Below are 20,286 nucleotides of genomic sequence, written 5' to 3' on the forward strand. Positions count from 1 at the left end.
CCTTCTCTCATTACCGAATGATCGGTTGGTAACCAGTATGCATCGAAGTGGCTCCGGGCACAAGAGCGGCTTCGCCGCACGTGCGTGGAAGTTCGTAGCAGGGGTCGAGTTTCCGGTCACATGCCGACGAAGGAGGCTCTCTTTTTCGCCAGGAACGCGTCGACGGCGGCTTTGTGGTCCTGCGTCTGTCCCAGAGCCGTCTGGGCCTGCGCCTCGCGATCCAGTGCGTCGGACAGTCCGGACTGCGCGATCAACGACTTGACCTGCTTGTACGCCTGAGTGGGCCCAGCAGCGAGTGACGCGGCCAGCGTGTGTGCTGTCTCGAGTACATCCGCATCGTCGACGACGCGATGCACCAGGCCCCAGTCCAGTGCCTGCGCGGCGGTGACCTTGTCACCGAGCAGCATCAGACCCGCGGCCCGGCTCGATCCGAGTGCCTCGACGAGCGAGTAACTCAGTCCCGAGTCACTGGCCAGGGCGATGCCGGTGAACGCCGTCGCGAACGACGACTTGGTACCGGCCACTCGGATGTCTCCGGAGAGTGCGATCCCCAGACCTGCGCCGACGCACGCACCGAGAATGGCGACGACGATCGGCACCTCGAGCGCTGCGAGCCCGCGGATGACAGGGTTGTAGTGCTCACCGACGGTATCCATCGCCGTGGCCGGGTCGGCTTCGAGCGCGGAGACGTGCTCGCCGAGATCCTGGCCGACGCAGAAGTTCTTGCCCTCGGCGGTGATGAGCACAGCACGCACCTCGGGTGCTGCGGCGCTCTGGACGGCCTCCGCCAACGCGAGCTTCGTCGCGACGTCGAGTGCGTTGTGAGCCTCGGGCCGAGCGAGGGTGATGGTCGCCAGGCCGTCGGTGATGTCGAACCGTACCGTCATGCGTTCGTCCAATCGTGAAAGCCGCGACCGGACTTGCGTCCGATGTCGCCGCGAGCAACCATGTCTCGCAACAACTGCGGGGGAGTGAACCTGTCGCCGAGGGTCGACGCCAGGTGTTCTGCGATCGCGAGCCGAACGTCCAACCCCACGAGGTCGGTCGAACGCAGCGGACCCATCGGGTGCTTGTACCCGAGTTCCATGGCGCGATCGATGGATTCGGCGTCGGCGACGCCCTCCTCCAGCATCCGAATGGCTTCGAGCCCGAGGCAGACGCCGAGCCGCGAGGTAGCGAAGCCGGGGGAGTCGTTGACGAGCACCTCGGTCTTGCCCAGGAGCGACACCCACTGCTGTACTCGCTGCACCACGTCGGCGGAGGTAGCGGGGGCGCGCACGATCTCGACGAGAGTCGACGCCGGAACCGGGTTGAAGAAGTGCATCCCGATGAAGCGACTCGGATCACTGAGTGCTGTACCGAGTTCGGCGATGGAAATAGAGCTCGTGTTCGACGCGATGACGGTCTGGGACCCGGCGATCTTGTCGACGAGAGCAAGTACCTCGACCTTGAGCGACGGGATCTCGGGCACCGCTTCGACAATCAGGTCGAGATCGGCCGGAAGATCCGCGGGCCCGGCGACAGTGGAGACTCGCGCGAGTATCGCAGCGGGATCCTCGCTGAGTTTGCCGCGCTCGTGCGCCCGGTCGAGTCCGGTCGAGACTCGACCGAGGGCTGCAGTCTGGTCGGCTGCTTCGGCAATGACGACGCTCGAGCCGAGGGCTGCGAACACCTGGGCAATACCTGCACCCATGCGGCCGCCACCCACGACGGCCACGTTAGAGGGAACTGTCATTTCTTCTTCTCCAGAAATGCCGTCATTCGGCGTTGTTTGTCTTCGGTCTCGAACAGAACAGCCTGCGCGATGTCGTCGGCCCACGGGTGTGAACCGGGTGCATCGAGAATCTTCTTGGTCAGCTTCAGCGCCAGGGGTGCTTGCTTGGCAATGCGATCCGCGAGGGAATGCGCTGCGGCCAAGGGCTCGTCGACGACGTCCAGCACCAGGCCGGAGCGGAGTGCCACCTCTGCGTCGAGCGTCCGGCCACCGAGGAGTACCTGCTTCGCGACGGACACTCCCACCAGCGTCGGTAACCGGTAGCTGGCCCCGGCGGCAGCCATGATGCCCAGGCCCGGTTCGGGATTACCGAATACGGCAGTCGACGACGCGATCCGGATGTCGCAGGCGTAGGACAGTTCGGCTCCACCGCCGAGGGCGTAGCCGCGGACGGCAGCGATCGTCGGCAACGGGAGTGCGGCGATGCGGTCGAACAGGTTTCGGTTGATGCCGCGCAATGCGTCGTCGCGGGTGCGCGCCCGCAGCTGATTGATGTCGGCACCGCCGGCGAAGTGCTCGCCCGCTCCGGTCAGGATGACGATTCTCGGATCCTGTTCCACGAGCGCACACACCTCGTGCAGCTCACCGATCATCTCGGAATCGATTGCGTTGCGCTGCTTCTCGCGATTCAGAGTGACGACAACGCGGTCCGTCAGCTCCTCGACGACGAGCGTGTTCACGGTGCCTCGATCAACATCGACACGCCTTGCCCGACGCCGACGCACAGGGTCGCGAGTCCGCGGGCGGCCTTCTCGCGTTCCATCCGGCCCAACAGCGTCAACAGGATTCGCGCACCCGAAGAGCCGAGGGGGTGGCCGAGGGCGATGGCACCGCCGTCGGCGTTGACGATGTCCTCGTTCAGTTTCAACTGACGGATGACGCCGAGCGACTGTGCCGCGAAGGCCTCGTTGAGCTCGACGGCTCCGAGGTCATCAGCCGACCATCCTGCGCGTGCGAGTGCTTTTTGCGTGGAGGGCACCGGCCCGAGTCCCATGATGTGCGGTGCGACGCCTGCGCTCGCACTGGTGACGATGCGGCCCCGTACCTCGAGGCTGTATTTGTTCACGGCCTCCTCGGATGCCACGACCAGCGCCGACGCACCGTCGGTGAACGGTGAGGACGTTCCGGCGGTGACGATGCCGTCCTTGCGGAACACGGTCTTCAGCGTGCCGAGCTTCTCGAGTGTGGTTGCGCGTCGCGGCGTCTCGTCCTCGGTGACCTCGCCGTTCTTGGTCGTGACGGGCACTATCTCGTCGGCGAAGCGTCCGGCATCCTGGGCGGCGATGGCACGCTGCTGACTGCGGAACGCGAAGGCATCGGACTCCTCGCGGGTGATGCCCTCGCTGAGCGCGACCTCCTCGGCGGTTTCGCCCATCGACAGGGTGATCTTGGGATCGGTCCCCGCGTCATGCGAGGCGAAGGTCGGATTGGTGAAACGCCAGCCGAGGGAGGTATCGAAGATCTCTCCGGGCTTGGCCCACGCGGTTCCCGGCTTGGCCATGACCCAGGGCGCGCGGGTCATCGACTCGACGCCACCGGCGACGATGATGTCGGCCTCGCCGCTACGAATGGTGCTCGCGGCGTTGGCCACTGCCGTCAGTCCGCTCGCGCACAGGCGGTTGACGGTGTAACCCGGCACCGTGTGCGGAAGACCCGCGAGCAGAACCGCCATTCGAGCCACATCACGATTGTCCTCGCCTGCCTGGTTCGCGGCACCCAGAATCACCTCGTCGATCCGGTCGACGGGCACACCCGCCCGCCGGACCGCCTCGGCGACGACCAGCCCGGCCAGATCGTCGGGGCGCACCGATGCCAGTGCTCCGCCGTAGCGTCCGTGCGGCGTGCGTGCGCCGGCCACGAGAAATACTTCGCCCACTGAAATCTCCTCCGTACGGTTGCGTCATTAATAACCGAACATTCGGTCGTTTGGCAAGGTTTGCTGCCCACGGTGCTGTGGAATCGGGCGCCGACTGAGAAGATGTGGCAATGACAACCGCACGCGCGCCGCGCAAGACCGGACAGCCAGGGCGGCCGGGATACGACCTGGACTCGCTCTTGGCAGTGGCGGTCAAGGTCTTCAACGACCGTGGATACGACGGCACCAGCATGGAGGTTCTGGCGAAGCGGCTCGGCATCACCAAGTCCTCGATCTACCACCACGTGTCGGGCAAATCCGAGTTGCTCGAACTCGCGCTGTCGCGGGCTCTCAATGCACTGTTCGCCGTCACGACCGAGGATCGGGCGACGACCGGGCGATACATCGACCGCCTCGAATACCTGGTGCGACGCAGTGTGGACATCCTGTGTGCGGAACTGCCCTACGTGACGCTGCTGCTGCGAGTCCGCGGCAACACCGATGTCGAGCGCCGGGCCCTCGCCCGTCGACGCGAATTCGATTCCTTCGTCACCGGGCTCGTGGTCGCCGCCGCGGAGGAGGGCGACCTGCGTCCAGGGGTGGATCCGGCACTGGCGTCCAAGCTCGTGTTCGGCACGGTCAACTCGCTCATCGAGTGGTATCGCCCGCGCACCGGCGGATCGGTCGAGGAATTGGCCGACGCTGTCGTCGCCCTGACGTTCGACGGCCTGCGCCGCACGTAGCAGTTCGAGTCTTGACATCTCGGCGTTCGACGGCGATGGTAATTACCGACCGAACGTACGGTGAGATGGAGGCGTTGTGAGCAGACTTCTGGAAAGCTATGCCCAGGGTAAGTGGTATTCCGCGACCGATGAGGGAGCGCCGCTGCTGAGCGCCGTCGACGGCAGCGAGATCGCTCGGGTGTCGTCCAGCGGTCTGGACGTCGCAGGCATGGTGGACTACGCCCGGACCGTCGGCGGCCCAGCGCTCGCAGCACTGACGTTCCACGAGCGTGCAGCCCTGCTCAAGCAGTTGGGCCTGACGCTGATGGCCGGCAAGGAAGAGTTCTACCGACTCTCTCGCCACACCGGAGCCACCACCCGCGATTCCGGTGTCGACATCGACGGCGGATTCGGCACCGTGCTGAGCTACGCGAGCAAGGCCCGACGCGAACTCCCCAACGAGACGGTCTATCTCGACGGCGCGATCGAGCAGCTCGGTAAGAAGGGCACCTTCCTCGGTCAGCACATCTACACCTCCCGACGCGGTGTCGCCGTGCAGATCAACGCCTTCAACTTCCCCGTCTGGGGCTTCCTCGAGAAGCTGGCCCCCGCGTTCATCGCCGGCGTGCCGTCGATCGTCAAGCCCGCCAGCCAAACTGCGTACCTCACCGAGCTGGTGTTCCGACGGATCATCGAGTCGGGCCTGCTGCCCGAGGGTTCGGTGCAGCTGCTGTGTGGCAGCGCCCGCGGTGTGCTCGACCACCTCGGTGGCCAGGACTCGGTGGCCTTCACCGGATCCGCCGACACTGCTGCGACCCTGCGCTCACACCCCAACGTCGTGGGCGAGGGACTGCACTTCACGGCCGAGGCGGATTCTCTCAATGCTTCGATATTGGCATCCGATGTGGCACAGGACGATCCAGAGTTCGACCTCTTCATCAAGGGTGTCTTCACCGAGATGACGTCGAAGGCCGGTCAGAAGTGCACGGCGATCCGGCGTGTGCTGGTGCCGCAAGCCTCGGTCGAGCCCGTCATCGAGGCGCTGAAGGCCAAGCTGGAGAAGGTCGTCGTCGGTGATCCGGCAGACGACGGTGTCACCATGGGTGCACTCGCCAGCATCGACCAGCGTGACGAAGTCCTCAAATCCATTCGCGGACTGACCAAGTCCGCATCGGTCGTCTTCGGTGATCCGGACGCCGTGGATTCGCGACCGGGCGCGTTCATGGCACCGGTCCTGCTGAAGGCAGGCGACAAGACCGCATCCGAACCGCACGAGATCGAGGCATTCGGGCCCGTCTCCACCGTCATCGGTTACGACAGCACTGCAGACCTGCTCGATCTCGTAGCTCGCGGAAAGGGTTCTTTGGTCGCATCTCTGGTGACCAAGGATTCCGTGATCGCGCGAGAGATCGTCCTGGGCAGCGCTCCTTATCATGGCCGCATCTTGGTTCTGAACTCCGAGGACGCCAATGAATCGACCGGCCACGGCTCGCCGCTGCCAGTTCTGGTGCACGGCGGACCCGGCCGCGCAGGCGGTGGTGAAGAACTCGGCGGCATCCGCGGCGTGCTGCACCACATGCAGCGCACAGCAATTCAGGGAACCCCGGACGTCCTGACGGCCATCGGCAATAAATGGGTCACCGGCGCGAAGCAGACGACGGGCGACGTCCACCCGTTCCGCAAGAACCTGGGCGAGCTGAAGCTGGGTGACACCATCATCGGCGGCCCACGACAGGTCACCCGCGCCGACATCGATCACTTCGCGGAATTCACCGGCGATACCTTCTACGCGCACACCGATCCCGAAGCGGCAGCGGCTAATCCGTTGTTCGGCGGCATCGTGGCCCACGGCTACCTGGTGGTCTCGCTCGCCGCAGGGCTGTTCGTCGACCCGGCCCCGGGCCCCGTCCTGGCGAACTTCGGCGTCGACAGTCTGCGCTTCCTGACGCCGGTCAAGGCCGAGGATTCGCTGACGGTGACGTTGACGGCCAAGCTCATCACCCCACGTCAGAGTGCCGACTACGGCGAGGTGCGATGGGACGCAGTGGTCGTCAACCAGGACGGCGATCCCGTCGCCACCTACGACGTTCTTACTCTCGTCGCGAAGCCCGAGGCCGCGTCATGAGCGTGCGAGTGGCCGTCTGTTACGGGATGCCCGAGGACCCAGCCGCATTCGATCGTCACTACGCCGACGTGCACGTGCCCCTCGCGCGTGCTGTTCCAGGGCTGGTCGACTTCACCTGGGGCACACTCGACTCGCTCGACGATTCACCGCCGCCGTACTACGCCATCGCCAGCCTGTATTTCGCGGACGAGGCATCACTGAAGGCAGGATTGGGCTCGCCCGAGATGAAAGCGGCAGGCAAGGATCTGCGCAATTTCGCGACCGGAGGCGTCACGATGTTCACCCAGAACGAGCAGTCGGTGTTGCAGCCGTGACCGATTCGCCTATCGCCCGCGAGATGTTCGAGGTCGACGCAGCGTCCCAAAAGCTCGGCATCGAACTGATCGAACTGTCACCCGGCCACGCCAGAATGTCGATGGTCGTCACCGAGGACATGGTCAACGGCTACGCCATCACCCACGGCGGCTACGTGTTCCTGCTTGCGGATACCACCTTCGCGATGGCCTGCAACTCGCACGAGGACTCGGCCGTCGCGGCACGTTGCGACATCCGATACCTCCGTCCGACGAAGGCTGGTGACGTGCTGGTTGCCGATGCCGTCGAGCGTGCGAGGTTCGGACGGAACGGCCTCTACGACGTGTCGGTGACGTGTCGAGGCGAGCTGATCGCCGAATTCCGAGGTGACAGTCGCACCGTGGCCAGGTAGTCGGATCTCCTCGGAAGTACGGTGAGTCGATGACCACTGCCGATCTGTCTGCCTTGGCCGACGCCACGGCGGCTGCTGTGGGGGGCGCGGTATCGGTGATGGACCCGGCCGGCTACGTCGTGGCCTACTCGTCGCTGCCCGGGCAACCGATCGACGACGTGCGGCGCGACGGTATTCTCGGCAAGCAGGTTCCGGCCGAGTACATGGCGCACCATACCGACGAGAACTTCCGGCGCAGCTGCACGGTGCGGGTCGTCGCCGTAGCCGGGGTGCTGCCTCGCCTGGCCGTGCCGGTAACCAGTGGCGGTGAATATCTCGGTTCGATCTGGTGCATCGTCCCCACCGTGGCAGTGTCGCCGCCCGAGCCGGCCGTGGTGGCGGCATTGCAACGGGCGGCAGCGGAAGCAGTACCGTTGCTGAGTCAGCGACCACAGGCTGTGGGTGTCGAAAAGCCCAGGGCACGTGAACTACTGACCGATCCAACTGCCGTCACACCCGATGGGCAGCTGTACACGGTGCTGGCGACCCGGGTGCAGTCGGACCGGCCGGACGCCGCCGCGTGGCGACTACGGGGGATGCTCGAGCTGACCTTCGGGCAGCAGCTCGACTCGGGCGCTGTCGTGATCGACGGCGCTGCGTTCCTCGTGATGCGTTCCGAAACCCATTTCAGCATAGATGAATTCGAGCACGTTCGACGCAGGGCCGTATCGGCCCTCGGTATTCCGGTGACGTTCGCGATCGGTGGACCGGACGAGCGCCCGTCGACTGCTCGAGTGCATGCGCAGTGGGCGCTCGACGCGTGCGAGGACGGTTCTTCGACCATTGTGTTCGACGACGTCCGAGTCGGTGCCACCCTGCGCAGGGCGGGGGCAGCGCTGTCGCAGGTGCCGTTGTCATTGCCGGCCGTCGAACGCATGCTCGCCTGCGATGCCGCGGAAGGCACCGACTACGCCGCGACGGTGCTGGCACTGTTGGCACACGAATCCAATGTCGCTGCCGCATCTGCATCGCTGTATCTGCACCCCAACACCTTCCGCTATCGGCTGCGGCGTACCAAGGAGTTGTTCGGTCTCGATCTCGACGACGCGGACACGCGGTTGCTGGTGTGGATGTCGCTCCGGCTCAGGGCCGAGCCGTGAGAACCTTTCCGGGGTTGAGCAGGTAGTGCGGGTCCAGCAACTCCTTGATGCCGCGCTGCAGTTCCGCTGCGACCGGATCGAGTTCGGTCTCGAGAAGGTCCCGCTTGAGCAGTCCCACCCCGTGCTCGCCGGTGATGGTTCCACCGAGTGAGAGGGCGAATGCCGCAATCTCGTCGAACGCGCGGTGTGCCGTGGCCAACAATGACGGGTCGAGGGGGTCGACGATGACAGTCGGATGGATGTTGCCGTCCCCTGCGTGGCCGACGACTCCGATGACGATATCCAACCGGTCTGACACCCGGCCCACCTCGTCGATCATCGTGGCCAGTTGTGAAATGGGAACGGACACATCGTCGACCAACGGCGAACCGAGACGCTCGAGTGCGGGGTAAGCCAGTCGTCGGGCCTGCACGAGTTGCTCCGACTCGATCTCGTCCTCGGCGACGGCCACGTCGGTCGCACCGGATTCGGTGCACAGTGCGGCAATCGCCTCGAGCTCCTCCACAGCGCCTGCACCGATGTCGGATTGGGCGATCAACACTGCCGCTGCGTCGGTGCCGAAGTCCATCCGCGCGTAGGCGTCGATGGCGGCGATGGTGGTGCGGTCCAACAACTCGAACAGGCTCGGAGTGATACCAGCGGCACGGATACGTGACACCGCCTCTCCCGCCGCGACGGTGGACGGGAAGGTCGCTGCCATGGTCAAAGGGGTCGCAGCGGGAAAGTCGAGGCCGACAGTCGCCTCGGTGATGATGCCGAGTGTGCCCTCGGATCCGACGAACAGCTCCGCCAGAGAGAGACCGGCCACGCCTTTGACGGTGCGTCGACCGACGAATGTCGCCCGGCCGTCGGCGAGTACGACTCGCAGGCCACGGACGAATCGTGCTGTGACGCCGTATTTCACGCAGCACAGGCCGCCGGCGTTGGTGGCGATGTTGCCCCCGATCGTCGACGCCTCCCAACTGGATGGATCGGGGAGGTACGTCAGTCCTTGTTGCAGGGCGGCATCTTTCAACTGTTTGTTGGTGACGCCGGGCTGGACGACGGCAGTGCGGTTGACGACGTCCAATTCGACGATCGTGTTCATGCGCCGGGTGTTGAGGGCGATGACCCCGACGCTGGCGTTCGCTGCTCCGGCCAGGCCGGTCAGTGCTCCCTGTGGCACAACAGGAATGCGGTGTGCCGACGCGATCTCCATGATGGCCTGCACGTCCGATTCCGTGGTCGGCAGTACCGCCACCAGTGGCAGGGTGGATTCGCACAGAGCTGCGGCGTCGTGCCGGTAACTGGCGAGAATGTCGGGGTCGGTCACCACCGCGTCGGCACCGAGGGCGCGCGTCAGTTCGTCGATGACCGGCGAGGGGTGAACGAGAGTCGACGTAGGTGCGGCCATGAGTTCGAGTATGACCGGCGTCACTGTCGACGTCTGCGTCGTTTCGGACGAAGCGAGAGGCCCCGGTCGGTAGTTTCCGACGAAGTGCGTCCAGCGCCTTGTTATGTACGCGACCACCTTGACAAACTACGGTGGCGCCGGTCACAGTAATTACCGACCGAATGGACGGTGAGTTTTATCCGGTTCGTCGGTTACCGAAATTCGCCGCTGTTCATCCCCACGTCACTCCGAACTGTCGCTCGCTCCAACGAGCGCCGGAGCCCGAACGAAACGAGATCGTCGATGACAACACAGGTCGAGACGCCCACCGGGGTGTCGCGTGAGCATCGCCGCGCCGCGATGGCCAGCATGGTCGGAACCACGGTCGAGTGGTACGACTTCTTCATCTACGCGCAGGCCGCGTCGCTGATCTTTGCTCAGCTGTTCTTCGCGCCCATGGGCTCGTCCGGACAGCTGGTTGCCTACGTGACCATCGGTATCAGCTTCGTCTTCCGTCCTCTCGGGGCCATCGTCGCCGGCTACTTCGGCGACAAGATCGGCCGCAAGAAGGTCCTCATCGCCACCCTCACCCTGATGGGTGCGGCCACCGTCGGAATGGGACTGCTGCCCACGTACGCGACCATCGGCATCTGGGCCCCGATCATCCTGGTCGTGCTGCGCATCCTGCAGGGTTTCTCCACCGGCGGCGAATGGGGCGGCGCAGCACTGATGGCCGTCGAGCACGCACCCAAGGGCAAGCGCGGAATCTACGGTGCCGCAACCCAGATGGGCGTTCCGCTCGGCATGCTCATCGCGGTGGGAACTCTGGCGCTGTGCACCGGTCTGCTCAGCGAAGAGCAGTTCGAGGCCTGGGGCTGGCGTATTCCGTTCCTCATCAGCTTCGTGCTGATCCTCGTCGGCTTCTACATCCGCCGCCGCGTCGAGGAGACTCCGGTTTTCAAGGAGCTCGCAGAACGTAAGGAGCGCAACCACACTCCGGTTCGGGCCCTGTGGCGCACCAACAAGAAGCAGGTCATGCTGGCCGCACTGTCGTTCATCGGCACCAACGGCAACGGCTACATCATCGTCGGCGGATTCATTGTCGCGTACTCGACCCGTGAACACGGACTCGCCCGGGTGGACGTCTTGGTGGCTAGCCTGTTCGCGGCCATCGTCTGGGGAGTGTTCACCCTCCTCGGCGCGTATCTGTCCGATCGCTACGCCCGAACCACGATCATGAACGTCGGAAACGCGGCAATGGTGTTGTGCGCCATCCCGTTCTTCCTCCTCGTCGACACCGGTGAACTGCACTGGATCTACGTGGCCCTCGGGTTGTTCGCCGTCGGACTCGGACTCTCTTACGGTCCGCAGCCGGCTCTGTACGCCGAGATGTTCCCTGCTGCAGTCAGGTTTAGTGGAGCATCCATCGGCTACGCCATCGGCACGGTGCTCGGTGGAGCATTCGTTCCCACCATCTCCGAGGCCCTGTTCAAGGGAACTGGTACCTCGATGTCGATCTCGATCTACCTGATGATCTTGGCAGCGATCTCTTTCGTGGCAACCTCGCGAATCAAGAACCGTAAAGACGAGGATCTGAACGTCTGACACACGTACGACGAAAGCCCCGAAACCACTGCGGTTTCGGGGCTTTCGTCACATGTATGCAAGATCGACCGCGGCGGGCTCGGAGTGTGAGAAGACATCGAAAATCGCATAGACGGGGTCAACTGATCGAGAAGTTGATTGAGCCTGTCGATCAGAACCTCAGCGAGGTCGTCCAGCACACGTGAGAGAACGGTGACCACACCGATGTCCTCCTTCCCACTCACACGCAACACTGTAGGAAAGAGTGCCGATAGGTTCGCAGGGTGCAGCGATCCCCTGAGAGCGAGATGGACGAGTGCATCGATCGAATCCTTCTCCATGCCATGGTGAGCATGGGTGAGCGATATTCGTTGCCGGTCCATGCAACGAACCCCCTGCCAAGACGGTGGCAGGGGATCGGAGACACTGTCTGATCAGATTCCGGGCCTGACGGTGAGGGTGACAACCCGGTTGCGAGTCGCGAGATCCTCGCGATACGTGCCACCGGGGGAGTTGTCGATGATCTGTCCTCCGGCGGTGGCTGCGCCCAGAAAGTGGCTGGGGGCTCCGAGGTCGCGCAGTCGGGTCAGTACAGCTGCGGCGCGAGCGATCTCGAGGTTGGTCCCCGGTTCGTCCTGGCCAGGAACGGTGGCGCTATATCCGGTGGCGGTGATGACTGCGGTGGCGGGGCAAGCACGGAGACTATCCACTACCTGGTTGAGCTGAGGGCCGATGGCGGGAAGCAGATCCGCACTGTTCGGCGAGAAAGCAAGATTGCTGTCGATGTCGATCTGACCGACGCAATGCGTCGCGATCCGGTCGAGAGTGACGGTCGGCGACGCCACCGTCGTGGTGGGTTCGAAGGTGCCGACAGGGCCATCCACGATAGTGCAGCTCGCGGCGTGCATACGCTCGCACAGGCGCGTGTAGAGCGTGGTCAAGGCGTCCCTTGCCGCCGGTCCGGCGGCCTGCTGAGAACTGGTGACGGCGGGATAGCCGAGACCGGCGAAGGTGATGTTCTTGTCGGTCGCATCGGGCAAGTCCGCCTCGTCGACGGCGTCGGCGAGGGCGGTGGGCGCGGACATCCACGCACCGGCCGCGGTGAGGTCGAGCGGAGCGACGGTGGCGAATCCGCTGGTGGTGACGATGACGGTGCCGCCGGGCTCGGTGCTCTGAAGAGCCTGGTCGAGGACACCTACGGGGTCGAGTCCGGGCATAGTGGCAGCGAGGTCACCTACGGTGTCGGCCAGCACGGCGCTCTTGTCGGCGATCATCGCATCGCGGCGAACGCCGGGATTGGCTTCGACCTCGCTTCCGCGCATAGGGGTCAGATCGATCGTCGTCCTGGTGCCCGGGGCAACGATGGTGACCATGCCGTCTTCGGGGTAGCGGGCGCTGTCGGCATGCTCGGTAATCAGTTCGGTGATCGGTCCGGTGCTCGGAGCCGGCTCGTTGATGGAGGCGGTGTACGCCAGAGTCAGTCCAGGCCGAGCGGGCAGGCTGCATCCCGTCAGTCCGCCAGCAACGATCGCTGCGATGACCGCGACAGCTACGACAAGCGGGGTCAAACGAAACCGGGCGACAAAGGTGTGGAGGGACATGGTGTGCCTTTCGACAGGGGACGGGGACAACCTGGTCATGCGGTGAAGCCGAGACGCTTGAGCGGGGCCATCGAGTTACGCCAGCTGCGGTGATCGCTGGGTGTCCCGGCGAAGCAGGTGATGACCAGGTTGTTGTGAGAGACCAGGAGATGCTGGCGCGAGGTGACACGAGTGTCGTAACCGGCATCATTCAATCGACGGACAAGGCGACGGATTTCCTTGCTCTGCATGTCGGTGTGTCCTTGGTGGTTGTGGCCTTCGACCTCGGGTGGTGTCGGGCTCTGGCACCTACGTTCGAGCCACACCGGTGTGCGGTCAGGGGTGTGTGTGGTGTTGGTGTGCGCTAACTTCTGGACACGACCAACACCGGCCACCGGCTCGGCGATCGACCGCCGTGCAGCACCCCACCCCGGTCGACGGCAAACCGGGGGAGCGCCGGAAGAAAGGGGGACGTGGATGGCATCGGACACCGACAAGGCCCCCTACAAGGCCTGGCTCGCCGAACTCGGTCAGGTCATGACCCGCCGCGACATCGCGACCGCGATGCGCGAGTACGTGCGCGCTCACCCGCACTTGTGGGAACCCGACGACGACCCGGACACCCGGGGCAGGTGGATGAAAGGATCATCGGCAGTCAAAGCGGATGTGTTGGCCAACAACGTCCGCCGATGGATCGTCGACGGTTCTGTCCCGTTTCAGACCATCCTGAAGCGGGCGTTGATATCGGTCGTCGAGGAAGTGGTCCCCGAGGTCCCCGACTCGGTCCGGCGCCGGTGGCCAGGGCAGTGGGAGGAATTCGCCGATGCCCTCAAGGCCGCCGACACCTCGAACCGGTCAGGGCAGAAACGCGGAGGTGCCGCAGCGAAACGCAAAGCGCAGCAAGACCAAGCGGAGAAGACCGCGAACGTGGTTCGCGCCGCCGGCCGGCCCGACGACATCGACCCCGCCGAGGACCTCCTACTCGGGTCGTCACTGTTCGACGATGCCCTGCCGCCGTACGTCGCGCGCACCGCCGACGCCCTCGTCGCCGCACGTCTCGCCGATCCCGCTTCGACGCCGATCACCGTGATCGTCGGACCCCCGAAATCAGGGAAGACACGCAGCCTGTTCCACCTCCTGTCGACGATGACACCGCAACCGGTCACCTGGTGGCACAACCCGGCACCGGGGGCACTCGACACCCTCATCACCCGCCTCGACGCGGTCAAGAACGACCCCGCCAGACCCGACGTGGTGATCCTCGACGACGCCGGATACAACGGTGTCACCCCCGACACCGGACTGACCGCACCCCGAATACGCAAGATCGCGGACCTGACAACCTCGGTGGTGCTGATCGTGCACTCCGCCGACCTCGCGTCCTGGAAAGATCACGCCACCGGCGGCCGCCCGGCAAGCGCCCTCGAGACGATGACGGGCATCGGAGCCAGCCCGGCACTGGTGAACCTGCTCGATGCCAACACCGTCGACTACTCTGCCGAACTCGACGACACCGAACTCGCTGCCGCATCACAGATGCTCACCGACAACGACACCGGCGACTTCGAAGGCCTGGACCTGACCCGCCTCGCCGAAGCGATGGCCACGGTCGACAAACTGCACGCCGCCGTCCAGGCCGCCTACGAACACGGCGGAATGAGAGCCGCGCTGGTCGACGCAGCGATCGATGCCACCATCACCGACCCCGCCGGATCCGACATCGACTGGCTCCAGACCCTCACACAGATTCACTACCGCCGGCTCGCACGCAACGCACGCTGGAAACCCGCCCAATTCGACACCGAATTCGACGAATGGGCCACCACCGGATTCTCACCCGGATCCCCCCACACCATCCTCACCCGCACCGACACCCACACACCCGACGGCGTTGCGGGAGAACGGTACCGACTCCTCGACGCCCTCGTACCCCGACTACGTGCCCCCGACCGCGACCTCACCCACCTCGACCCAGCGAGCCTGCCCACCCTACGCATCCTCCACACCACCAATTTTTTGTCCGCCCACAACCGCCACCACACCGCCGCAACCTGGCTCCTCCCGGTCGCGAATCGGGGGAATTCCGGAGTCGTCGCATACAAACTCGGAAACATCATTTACCAGCTCGGCCCCGAGACGATCGTCGGAGGACACACCGCCACCGGATGGTGGGCAATCGCCGCCGAACGCGGACACGCCGACGCCGCATTCATGCTCGGACTCGTCGCTCACGAAATCGGCACCGGCGACGCAACCGTCGAAGGACACACAGCCACCCAGTGGTGGGCAATCGCTGCCCGACACGGTGTCACCAATGCCGCATTCACGCTCGGACTCGTCGCTGACGAAATCGGCACCGGCGACGCAACCGTCGAAGGACACACAGCCACTCAATGGTTGGCACTCGCTGCCCGACACGGTCACGCCGACGCCGCGTACAACCTCGGACACAACGCCCATAACCTCGGCCCCGACGCGATCGTCGAAGGCCACACCGCCACTCAGTGGTGGCTGATCGCACACGAACACGGTGAAACCGATGCCACATTCAACCTCGGAATCACCGCCCAAAGGCTCGGCCCCGACGCGATCCTCGAAGGACACACCGCCACAGGGTGGTGGGCACTCGCTGCCCACCACGGTCACGCCAACGCCGCGTACAACCTCGGAATCACCGCCCATAAGCTCGGCCCCGAGGCGATCGTCGAAGGACACACCGCCACAGGGTGGTGGGCACTCGCTGCCGACCACGGTCACGCCGACGCCGCATTCAACCTCGGAATCACCGCCCATAAGCTCGGCCCCGAGGCGATCGTCGAAGGACACACCGCCACAGGGTGGTGGGCACTCGCTGCCCGACACGGTCACGCCGACGCCGCCTACAGCCTCGGAGTCACCGCCCATAAGCTCGGCTCCGACGCGATCGTGGAAGAACGCACCGCCACTCAGTGGTGGCTGATCGCGTACGAACACGGCCACCCTGACGCCACATACAACCTCGGGGTGGCCGCCTACAAGCTCGGCCCCGACGCCGTCCTAGACGGACACACTGCCATCGCTTGGTGGATGATCGCTGTGGAGCGCGGAAACACCATGGCAGCATCGAACCTCGCAGAGGTCGCTGAAGAGCTCGGTAGCGAAGGAACAATCGGAGGACGTACCGCTCTTGAGTGGCGGCGTCTAGCCGGCGAAGATGACGGACCACGCGAACAGCAGCAGGGTCCGTAGATACCCGCCTGCCGCAGACGGGTCGGGCCCCGACACTTTTCGCGTCGGGGCCCGGATGCGCGGATTCGTTGATGTCACTTGGGGAATGGGCTCAGATTGCTAGTCCAGCTTCTTGCGGTCCTTCTTGTCGAGGAGATGGGTGTTCTTGAGGGCGTCGTTCTTGGTGCGGGTCGCTTCGCGGAGGATGCGGTCGGTGTCGCGGCGGGTCCGCGGGAGGCGGACTTCCTTGGTGTAGTCGGCGTGGCGTTTGGCCAGGCTGGGGCCGGTGTTCTTGACCGTGGGGTCGCCGCCGGAGCCGGCGAGTGCCCCGACGATGCCGATGACGGCCTGTGCGCGGTTGAGGCGATCCTTGAAGCTCATAGTGGTCAGTTCTCCTTGCTAGTGAAGTGGGCTACAGCTTTCGGGGCGTCGCTGTCGGCGTGGTCGGTAGTGTCCTGGCCGGCGACGAGGAGCTGGTGGTGGTCGGCGAGCTGTCTGCCCTGGGCGACAGCGAGGTCGAAACTGTCGACCTGGAAGCTCGGCGCGGGCAGCGGGTCCTGGCGCCCGACGTAGGAGCGGGCGATCGTGATGGCCTTGTCAGCGGTGCTGCGGGTCACGACGAGGCGGGCGTGCTCGGTGGCGTCAGTGATCTGGCGGCCGAGGTCGGCGAGCTTGAGGCCAGCCTGTTCGACGAGTTCGGCGCGTTCGGCCTGGTGGTTCTCGATGTCGTTAGCGCGGTGGGTGAGCTGGGCGGTGACGGCGTCGAGCTGCTCGGTGGTCTCGGAGCCGTTCTCGTATTCGGACATGTAGTTGACGTAGCCGGATCCGCCGATGATGAGGGCGAAGAAGATCGCCAGGGGAATCATCACGTAGACCGGGGCTCCGGCGGCGTTGCCGTCGTGAATGATCCGCAGCATCATCACGATCGCGGCGATGGAGACGAGCGCGCCGAGCCCGACACGCTCGGCGAGGATCCGCTTGAAGGTCGCGCCGGTGCGGTCGACGGTGGCGTCGGTGGTCTTGAAGCGGCGGTGCCTGCGGCCGGTGTGGCGCGTGATCCAGGTGAACGCGAGAGTGCCCAGAACCGCGAACACCGCAGCGATGGCCATCTTGATGATCTGGCCGACATCGCCGGTGAACGCGAGAACGAGGTTGGCGTTGAGCAGACCCATCGTCAGGAACAGAAAGATCGGGAAGTCGAGAGCGACGAACACCTTCTCGGTCTTGGTGTTGCGGTGACGATCGCGGTAGTGGCCGGTGGCACCGTTACGGTGGGCACCGTCGATAACCCCGCGGAGCTCATCGTGCTTGGTCTGAGCCTGATCGGGGGTGAGGCGCTCGTGGTTGGGGCCGACGAGTACCCGTTCGCCGCGGAGCTCGATGTACCGGTCGATCTGGTTGATCCGGGCGAAGATCTTCTTGATCAGCGAGATGCTGCCGGCAATGGGCCCGCGTGCGGCCTTCTCCAGGCTGTCCTCAGCCGCGGTGATCGGGACGCTGAGGATCTTGCGCTCCATCAACGTCAACTCTTTACCGGTGGGGAGCTTGGGCAGGCGACCGTATTCGCGGACCACCGCTCCGGTTCCGACGAGCTGACGCAGCGGGATGGGACCCATCCCGAGGCAGGAAGTGACCTTCTCGGAGGTAGGGATCTTCGCAGGAGCCGGCGCGGGGACGGTTCCGTTCTGAAGCTGGGCGAATTCGCGGGCGAAGTCGTCGTTGGACGGGCCGCGGTTGTGCAGTTCGGTCATGTCGGTGTGTCCTTGGTGGTGGTGGCCTTCGACCTCGGGTGGTGTGGGGCTCTGGCTCCTACGTTCGAGCCACACCGGTGTGCGGTCAGGGGTGTGTGTGGTGTGGGTGTGCGCTAACTTCTGGACACGACCAACACCGGCCTCGGCTCGGCGACCGACAGCCGTGCAACACCCCACCGCCGGTCGGTCGGAAGCGGGGTAATGCTTGGAGAGAAAGCGGGGGAATGCGGATGGTCTCGGAAACCGACAAGGCCCCCTACAAGGCCTGGCTCGCTGAACTCGACCGCGTCATGACCCGCCGCGACGTCGCGACCGCGATGCGCGAGTACGTGCGCGCCCACCAACACTTGTGGGCACTCGACGACCGCCCGACCACCCGCGACAAGTGGATGAAAGGATCATCGGCAGCCCAGCTGGATGTGTTGGCCAACAACGTCGGCCGATGGATCGGTGGATCGGTACCTGGCCCGAACATCTTGAAAATGGCGTTGATATCGGTCGTCGACAGAGCGGTCCCCGAGGCCCCCGACTCGGTCCGGCAACTGGGACAGTGGGGTGGGTTCGCCGACGTTCTCGACGCTGCCGACACCTCCAACAGGTCAGGGCAGAAACGCGGCGGTGCCGCAGCGAAACACAAAGCCCAGCAAGACCACGCGGAGAAGACCGCGAACGTGGTCCGTGCCGCCGGCCGGCCCGACGACATCGACGCCGCCAGAGATCTCGAAATCGGGTCGTCGCTGTTCGACGACGCTCTGCCGCCGTACGTCGCGCGCACCGCCGACACCCTCGTCGCCGCCCGCCTGGGCGACCCAAGGAATCACCCGATCACCGTGATCGTCGGACCCCCGAAATCCGGGAAGACCCGCAGCCTGTTCCATCTCCTGTCAGCAGCCACACCGCAACCGGTGACCTGGTGGCACAACCCGGCACCGGGAGCCCTCGACACCCTCATCACCCGCCTCGACGCCGTCAAGAACGACCCCGCCAGGCCCGACGTGGTGATCCTCGACGACGCCGGATACAACGGTGTCACCCCCGATACGGGACTGACCGCACCCCGGATCCGCAAGATCGCGTCCCTGACGACGTCGGTGGTGCTGATCGTGCACTCCGCCGACCTCGCATCCTGGAAGGATCACGCCACCGGCGGTCGTTCGGCCGGCGGCCTCGAGACGATGATGGGTATCGGAGCCAGCCCGACACTGGTGAACCTGCTCGACGCCAACACCGTCGACTACTCTGCCGAACTCGACGACACCGAACTCGCCGCGGCGTCTCAGATGCTCACCGACAACGACAGCAGCGACCTCCAAGGCCTGGACCTGACCCGTCTCGCCGAAGCGATGGCCACGGTCGGCAAACTGCACGCCGCTGTCCAGGCCGCCTCCGAACACGGCGGAATGAGGGCCGCGCTGGTCGACGCCGCGATCGATGCCACCATCACCGACCCCGCAGGAGTCGACGTCGACTGGCTCCAGACCCTCACTCAGATTCACTACCGACGTCTCGCACGGAACGCACGTTGGCAACCCGCCCAGTTCGATATCGAGTTCGACGACTGGGCCACGGTCGGGTTCTCACCCGGATCCCCCCACGCCGTCCTCATCCGCACCGACACCCACACACCCGACAGTCATGGGGGAGAACGGTATCGACTCCTCGACGCCCTCACCCCACGCCTCCGCGCCCCCGACCGCGACCTCACCCACCTCGACCCCACCACCCTCCACACCGCCCGCATCCTTCGCACCTCGGACTTCCTGATCGCCCACCGCCGCTACGACACCGCCGCAACCTGGCTACTCCCCGCCGCCCACCGAGGAGACCCCGACTCCCTCCTCAAACTCGGATCAGTCACCCACGAGATCGGCCCTGAAGCCCTCGTCGACGGCCGTGCCGCCACAGGGTGGTGGGCCCTCGCCGCCAACCGCGGTGACCCCGCTGCTGCACACAACCTCGGAGTAACTGCCCAAGCCATCGGTTTCGACGCCGTCATCGAAGGCCACACCGCCACCGAGTGGAGGCTCATCGCCGCCGACAACGGCATTGCCGCCACCGCCTTCAACCTGGGAAACGCCGCGAATCAACTAGGCCCCGACGCCGCCATCGAAGGCCACACCGCCACCGAATGGTGGAGAATCGCCGCCGACAACGGAAACATCGGTGCGGCCCATAATCTCGGAGTCACCGCTGACAAAGCTGGTCCGAACGCCGTCATCGAAAACCGAATGGTGGAGAATCGCCGCCGACAACGGAAACATCGGTGCGGCCCATAATCTCGGAGTCACCGCTGACAAAGCTGGTCCGAACGCCGTCATCGAAGACCACACCGCCACCGAATGGTGGGCTCTTGCGGCCGACAACGGCATTGCCGCCGCCGCCTTCAATCTGGGAAACGCCGCGAATCAACTAGGCCCCGACGCCGTCATCGAAGGTCACACCGCCACCGAATGGTGGAGAATCGCCGCCGA

The 20,286-nt window shown here is 65.0% G+C and carries 17 protein-coding genes; 8 read left to right on the forward strand and 9 right to left on the reverse strand.

The window, feature by feature from the left end; translation table 11 throughout:
- Positions 1 to 116: 116 nt before the first annotated feature.
- The 4 genes from ASG84_RS10805 to ASG84_RS10820 are packed head-to-tail and all read right to left on the reverse strand — an operon-like array spanning position 117 to position 3,650.
- A complete protein-coding gene (locus ASG84_RS10805) occupies positions 117 to 887 on the reverse strand; it encodes an enoyl-CoA hydratase-related protein (protein WP_057477026.1) in 771 nt (256 codons plus the stop codon).
- Positions 884 to 1,735: a 3-hydroxyacyl-CoA dehydrogenase family protein gene (locus ASG84_RS10810; RefSeq protein ID WP_057477027.1), complete on the reverse strand. Its 852-nt coding sequence runs from the start codon at positions 1,733 to 1,735 to the stop codon at positions 884 to 886. The genes ASG84_RS10805 and ASG84_RS10810 overlap by 4 nt, the downstream gene beginning before the upstream one ends.
- Complete coding sequence (locus ASG84_RS10815; RefSeq protein WP_057477028.1) at positions 1,732 to 2,454, reverse strand: enoyl-CoA hydratase/isomerase family protein; 723 nt, start codon at positions 2,452 to 2,454, stop codon at positions 1,732 to 1,734. The genes ASG84_RS10810 and ASG84_RS10815 overlap by 4 nt, the downstream gene beginning before the upstream one ends.
- Positions 2,451 to 3,650, reverse strand: coding sequence for a thiolase family protein (locus ASG84_RS10820; protein ID WP_057477029.1), 1,200 nt, complete (start codon positions 3,648 to 3,650; stop codon positions 2,451 to 2,453). Before ASG84_RS10820 ends, ASG84_RS10815 begins: the two co-directional genes overlap by 4 nt.
- Before the next feature lie 110 nt (positions 3,651 to 3,760).
- Between ASG84_RS10820 and ASG84_RS10825 the strand changes: the two genes are divergently transcribed.
- From ASG84_RS10825 to ASG84_RS10845, 5 genes are all read left to right on the forward strand, one after another.
- On the forward strand, positions 3,761 to 4,372 hold the full coding sequence (locus tag ASG84_RS10825; RefSeq protein ID WP_032380646.1) for a TetR/AcrR family transcriptional regulator: 612 nt from the start codon (positions 3,761 to 3,763) through the stop codon (positions 4,370 to 4,372).
- Between the two features lie 76 nt (positions 4,373 to 4,448).
- Positions 4,449 to 6,476, forward strand: a complete 2,028-nt coding sequence (paaZ, locus tag ASG84_RS10830; RefSeq protein ID WP_057477030.1) for a phenylacetic acid degradation bifunctional protein PaaZ — start codon at positions 4,449 to 4,451, stop codon at positions 6,474 to 6,476.
- Complete coding sequence (locus ASG84_RS10835) at positions 6,473 to 6,790, forward strand: EthD family reductase (protein WP_057477031.1); 318 nt, start codon at positions 6,473 to 6,475, stop codon at positions 6,788 to 6,790. Before paaZ ends, ASG84_RS10835 begins: the two co-directional genes overlap by 4 nt.
- Positions 6,791 to 6,813: 23 nt before the next feature.
- Positions 6,814 to 7,182: a hydroxyphenylacetyl-CoA thioesterase PaaI gene (gene paaI, locus ASG84_RS10840; protein WP_057477107.1), complete on the forward strand. Its 369-nt coding sequence runs from the start codon at positions 6,814 to 6,816 to the stop codon at positions 7,180 to 7,182.
- A gap of 29 nt (positions 7,183 to 7,211) precedes the next feature.
- Complete coding sequence (locus ASG84_RS10845; RefSeq protein ID WP_057477032.1) at positions 7,212 to 8,321, forward strand: PucR family transcriptional regulator; 1,110 nt, start codon at positions 7,212 to 7,214, stop codon at positions 8,319 to 8,321.
- Here the strand turns inward: ASG84_RS10845 and ASG84_RS10850 are convergent.
- Positions 8,305 to 9,714 (reverse strand): FAD-binding oxidoreductase, encoded by a 1,410-nt coding sequence (locus tag ASG84_RS10850; RefSeq protein ID WP_057477108.1) that lies wholly within the window; start codon positions 9,712 to 9,714, stop codon positions 8,305 to 8,307. The genes ASG84_RS10845 and ASG84_RS10850 overlap by 17 nt on opposite strands.
- A 282-nt stretch (positions 9,715 to 9,996) precedes the next feature.
- Here ASG84_RS10850 and ASG84_RS10855 point away from each other — a divergent pair, with 282 nt between their 5' ends.
- Positions 9,997 to 11,298, forward strand: coding sequence for an MFS transporter (locus ASG84_RS10855; protein ID WP_057477033.1), 1,302 nt, complete (start codon positions 9,997 to 9,999; stop codon positions 11,296 to 11,298).
- 413 nt (positions 11,299 to 11,711) lie between these two features.
- Here ASG84_RS10855 and ASG84_RS10860 read toward each other — a convergent pair whose 3' ends face one another.
- Entirely contained in the window at positions 11,712 to 12,878 is a 1,167-nt protein-coding gene (locus tag ASG84_RS10860; RefSeq protein WP_057477034.1) for a hypothetical protein, read from the reverse strand.
- 35 nt (positions 12,879 to 12,913) lie between these two features.
- A complete protein-coding gene (locus ASG84_RS10865; protein ID WP_057477035.1) occupies positions 12,914 to 13,108 on the reverse strand; it encodes a hypothetical protein in 195 nt (64 codons plus the stop codon).
- Between the two features lie 226 nt (positions 13,109 to 13,334).
- Here ASG84_RS10865 and ASG84_RS10870 point away from each other — a divergent pair, with 226 nt between their 5' ends.
- Positions 13,335 to 16,085 (forward strand): tetratricopeptide repeat protein, encoded by a 2,751-nt coding sequence (locus ASG84_RS10870; protein ID WP_057477036.1) that lies wholly within the window; start codon positions 13,335 to 13,337, stop codon positions 16,083 to 16,085.
- 99 nt (positions 16,086 to 16,184) lie between these two features.
- Here the strand turns inward: ASG84_RS10870 and ASG84_RS10875 are convergent, their stop codons facing one another.
- A complete protein-coding gene (locus ASG84_RS10875; protein ID WP_057477037.1) occupies positions 16,185 to 16,445 on the reverse strand; it encodes a hypothetical protein in 261 nt (86 codons plus the stop codon).
- A gap of 5 nt (positions 16,446 to 16,450) precedes the next feature.
- Positions 16,451 to 17,815 carry a hypothetical protein gene (locus tag ASG84_RS10880; protein ID WP_057477038.1) on the reverse strand — a complete coding sequence of 455 codons (1,365 nt, stop codon included), beginning with the start codon at positions 17,813 to 17,815 and terminating at the stop codon, positions 16,451 to 16,453.
- 230 nt (positions 17,816 to 18,045) lie between these two features.
- On the opposite strand from ASG84_RS10880, the gene ASG84_RS10885 reads away from it, so the two are divergent.
- Positions 18,046 to 20,091: a tetratricopeptide repeat protein gene (locus tag ASG84_RS10885; protein WP_156399462.1), complete on the forward strand. Its 2,046-nt coding sequence runs from the start codon at positions 18,046 to 18,048 to the stop codon at positions 20,089 to 20,091.
- Positions 20,092 to 20,286: the final 195 nt, after the last annotated feature.

The sequence above is a fragment of the Rhodococcus sp. Leaf278 genome, from assembly GCF_001426085.1.
Taxonomy (GTDB): Bacteria; Actinomycetota; Actinomycetes; order Mycobacteriales; family Mycobacteriaceae; genus Rhodococcoides.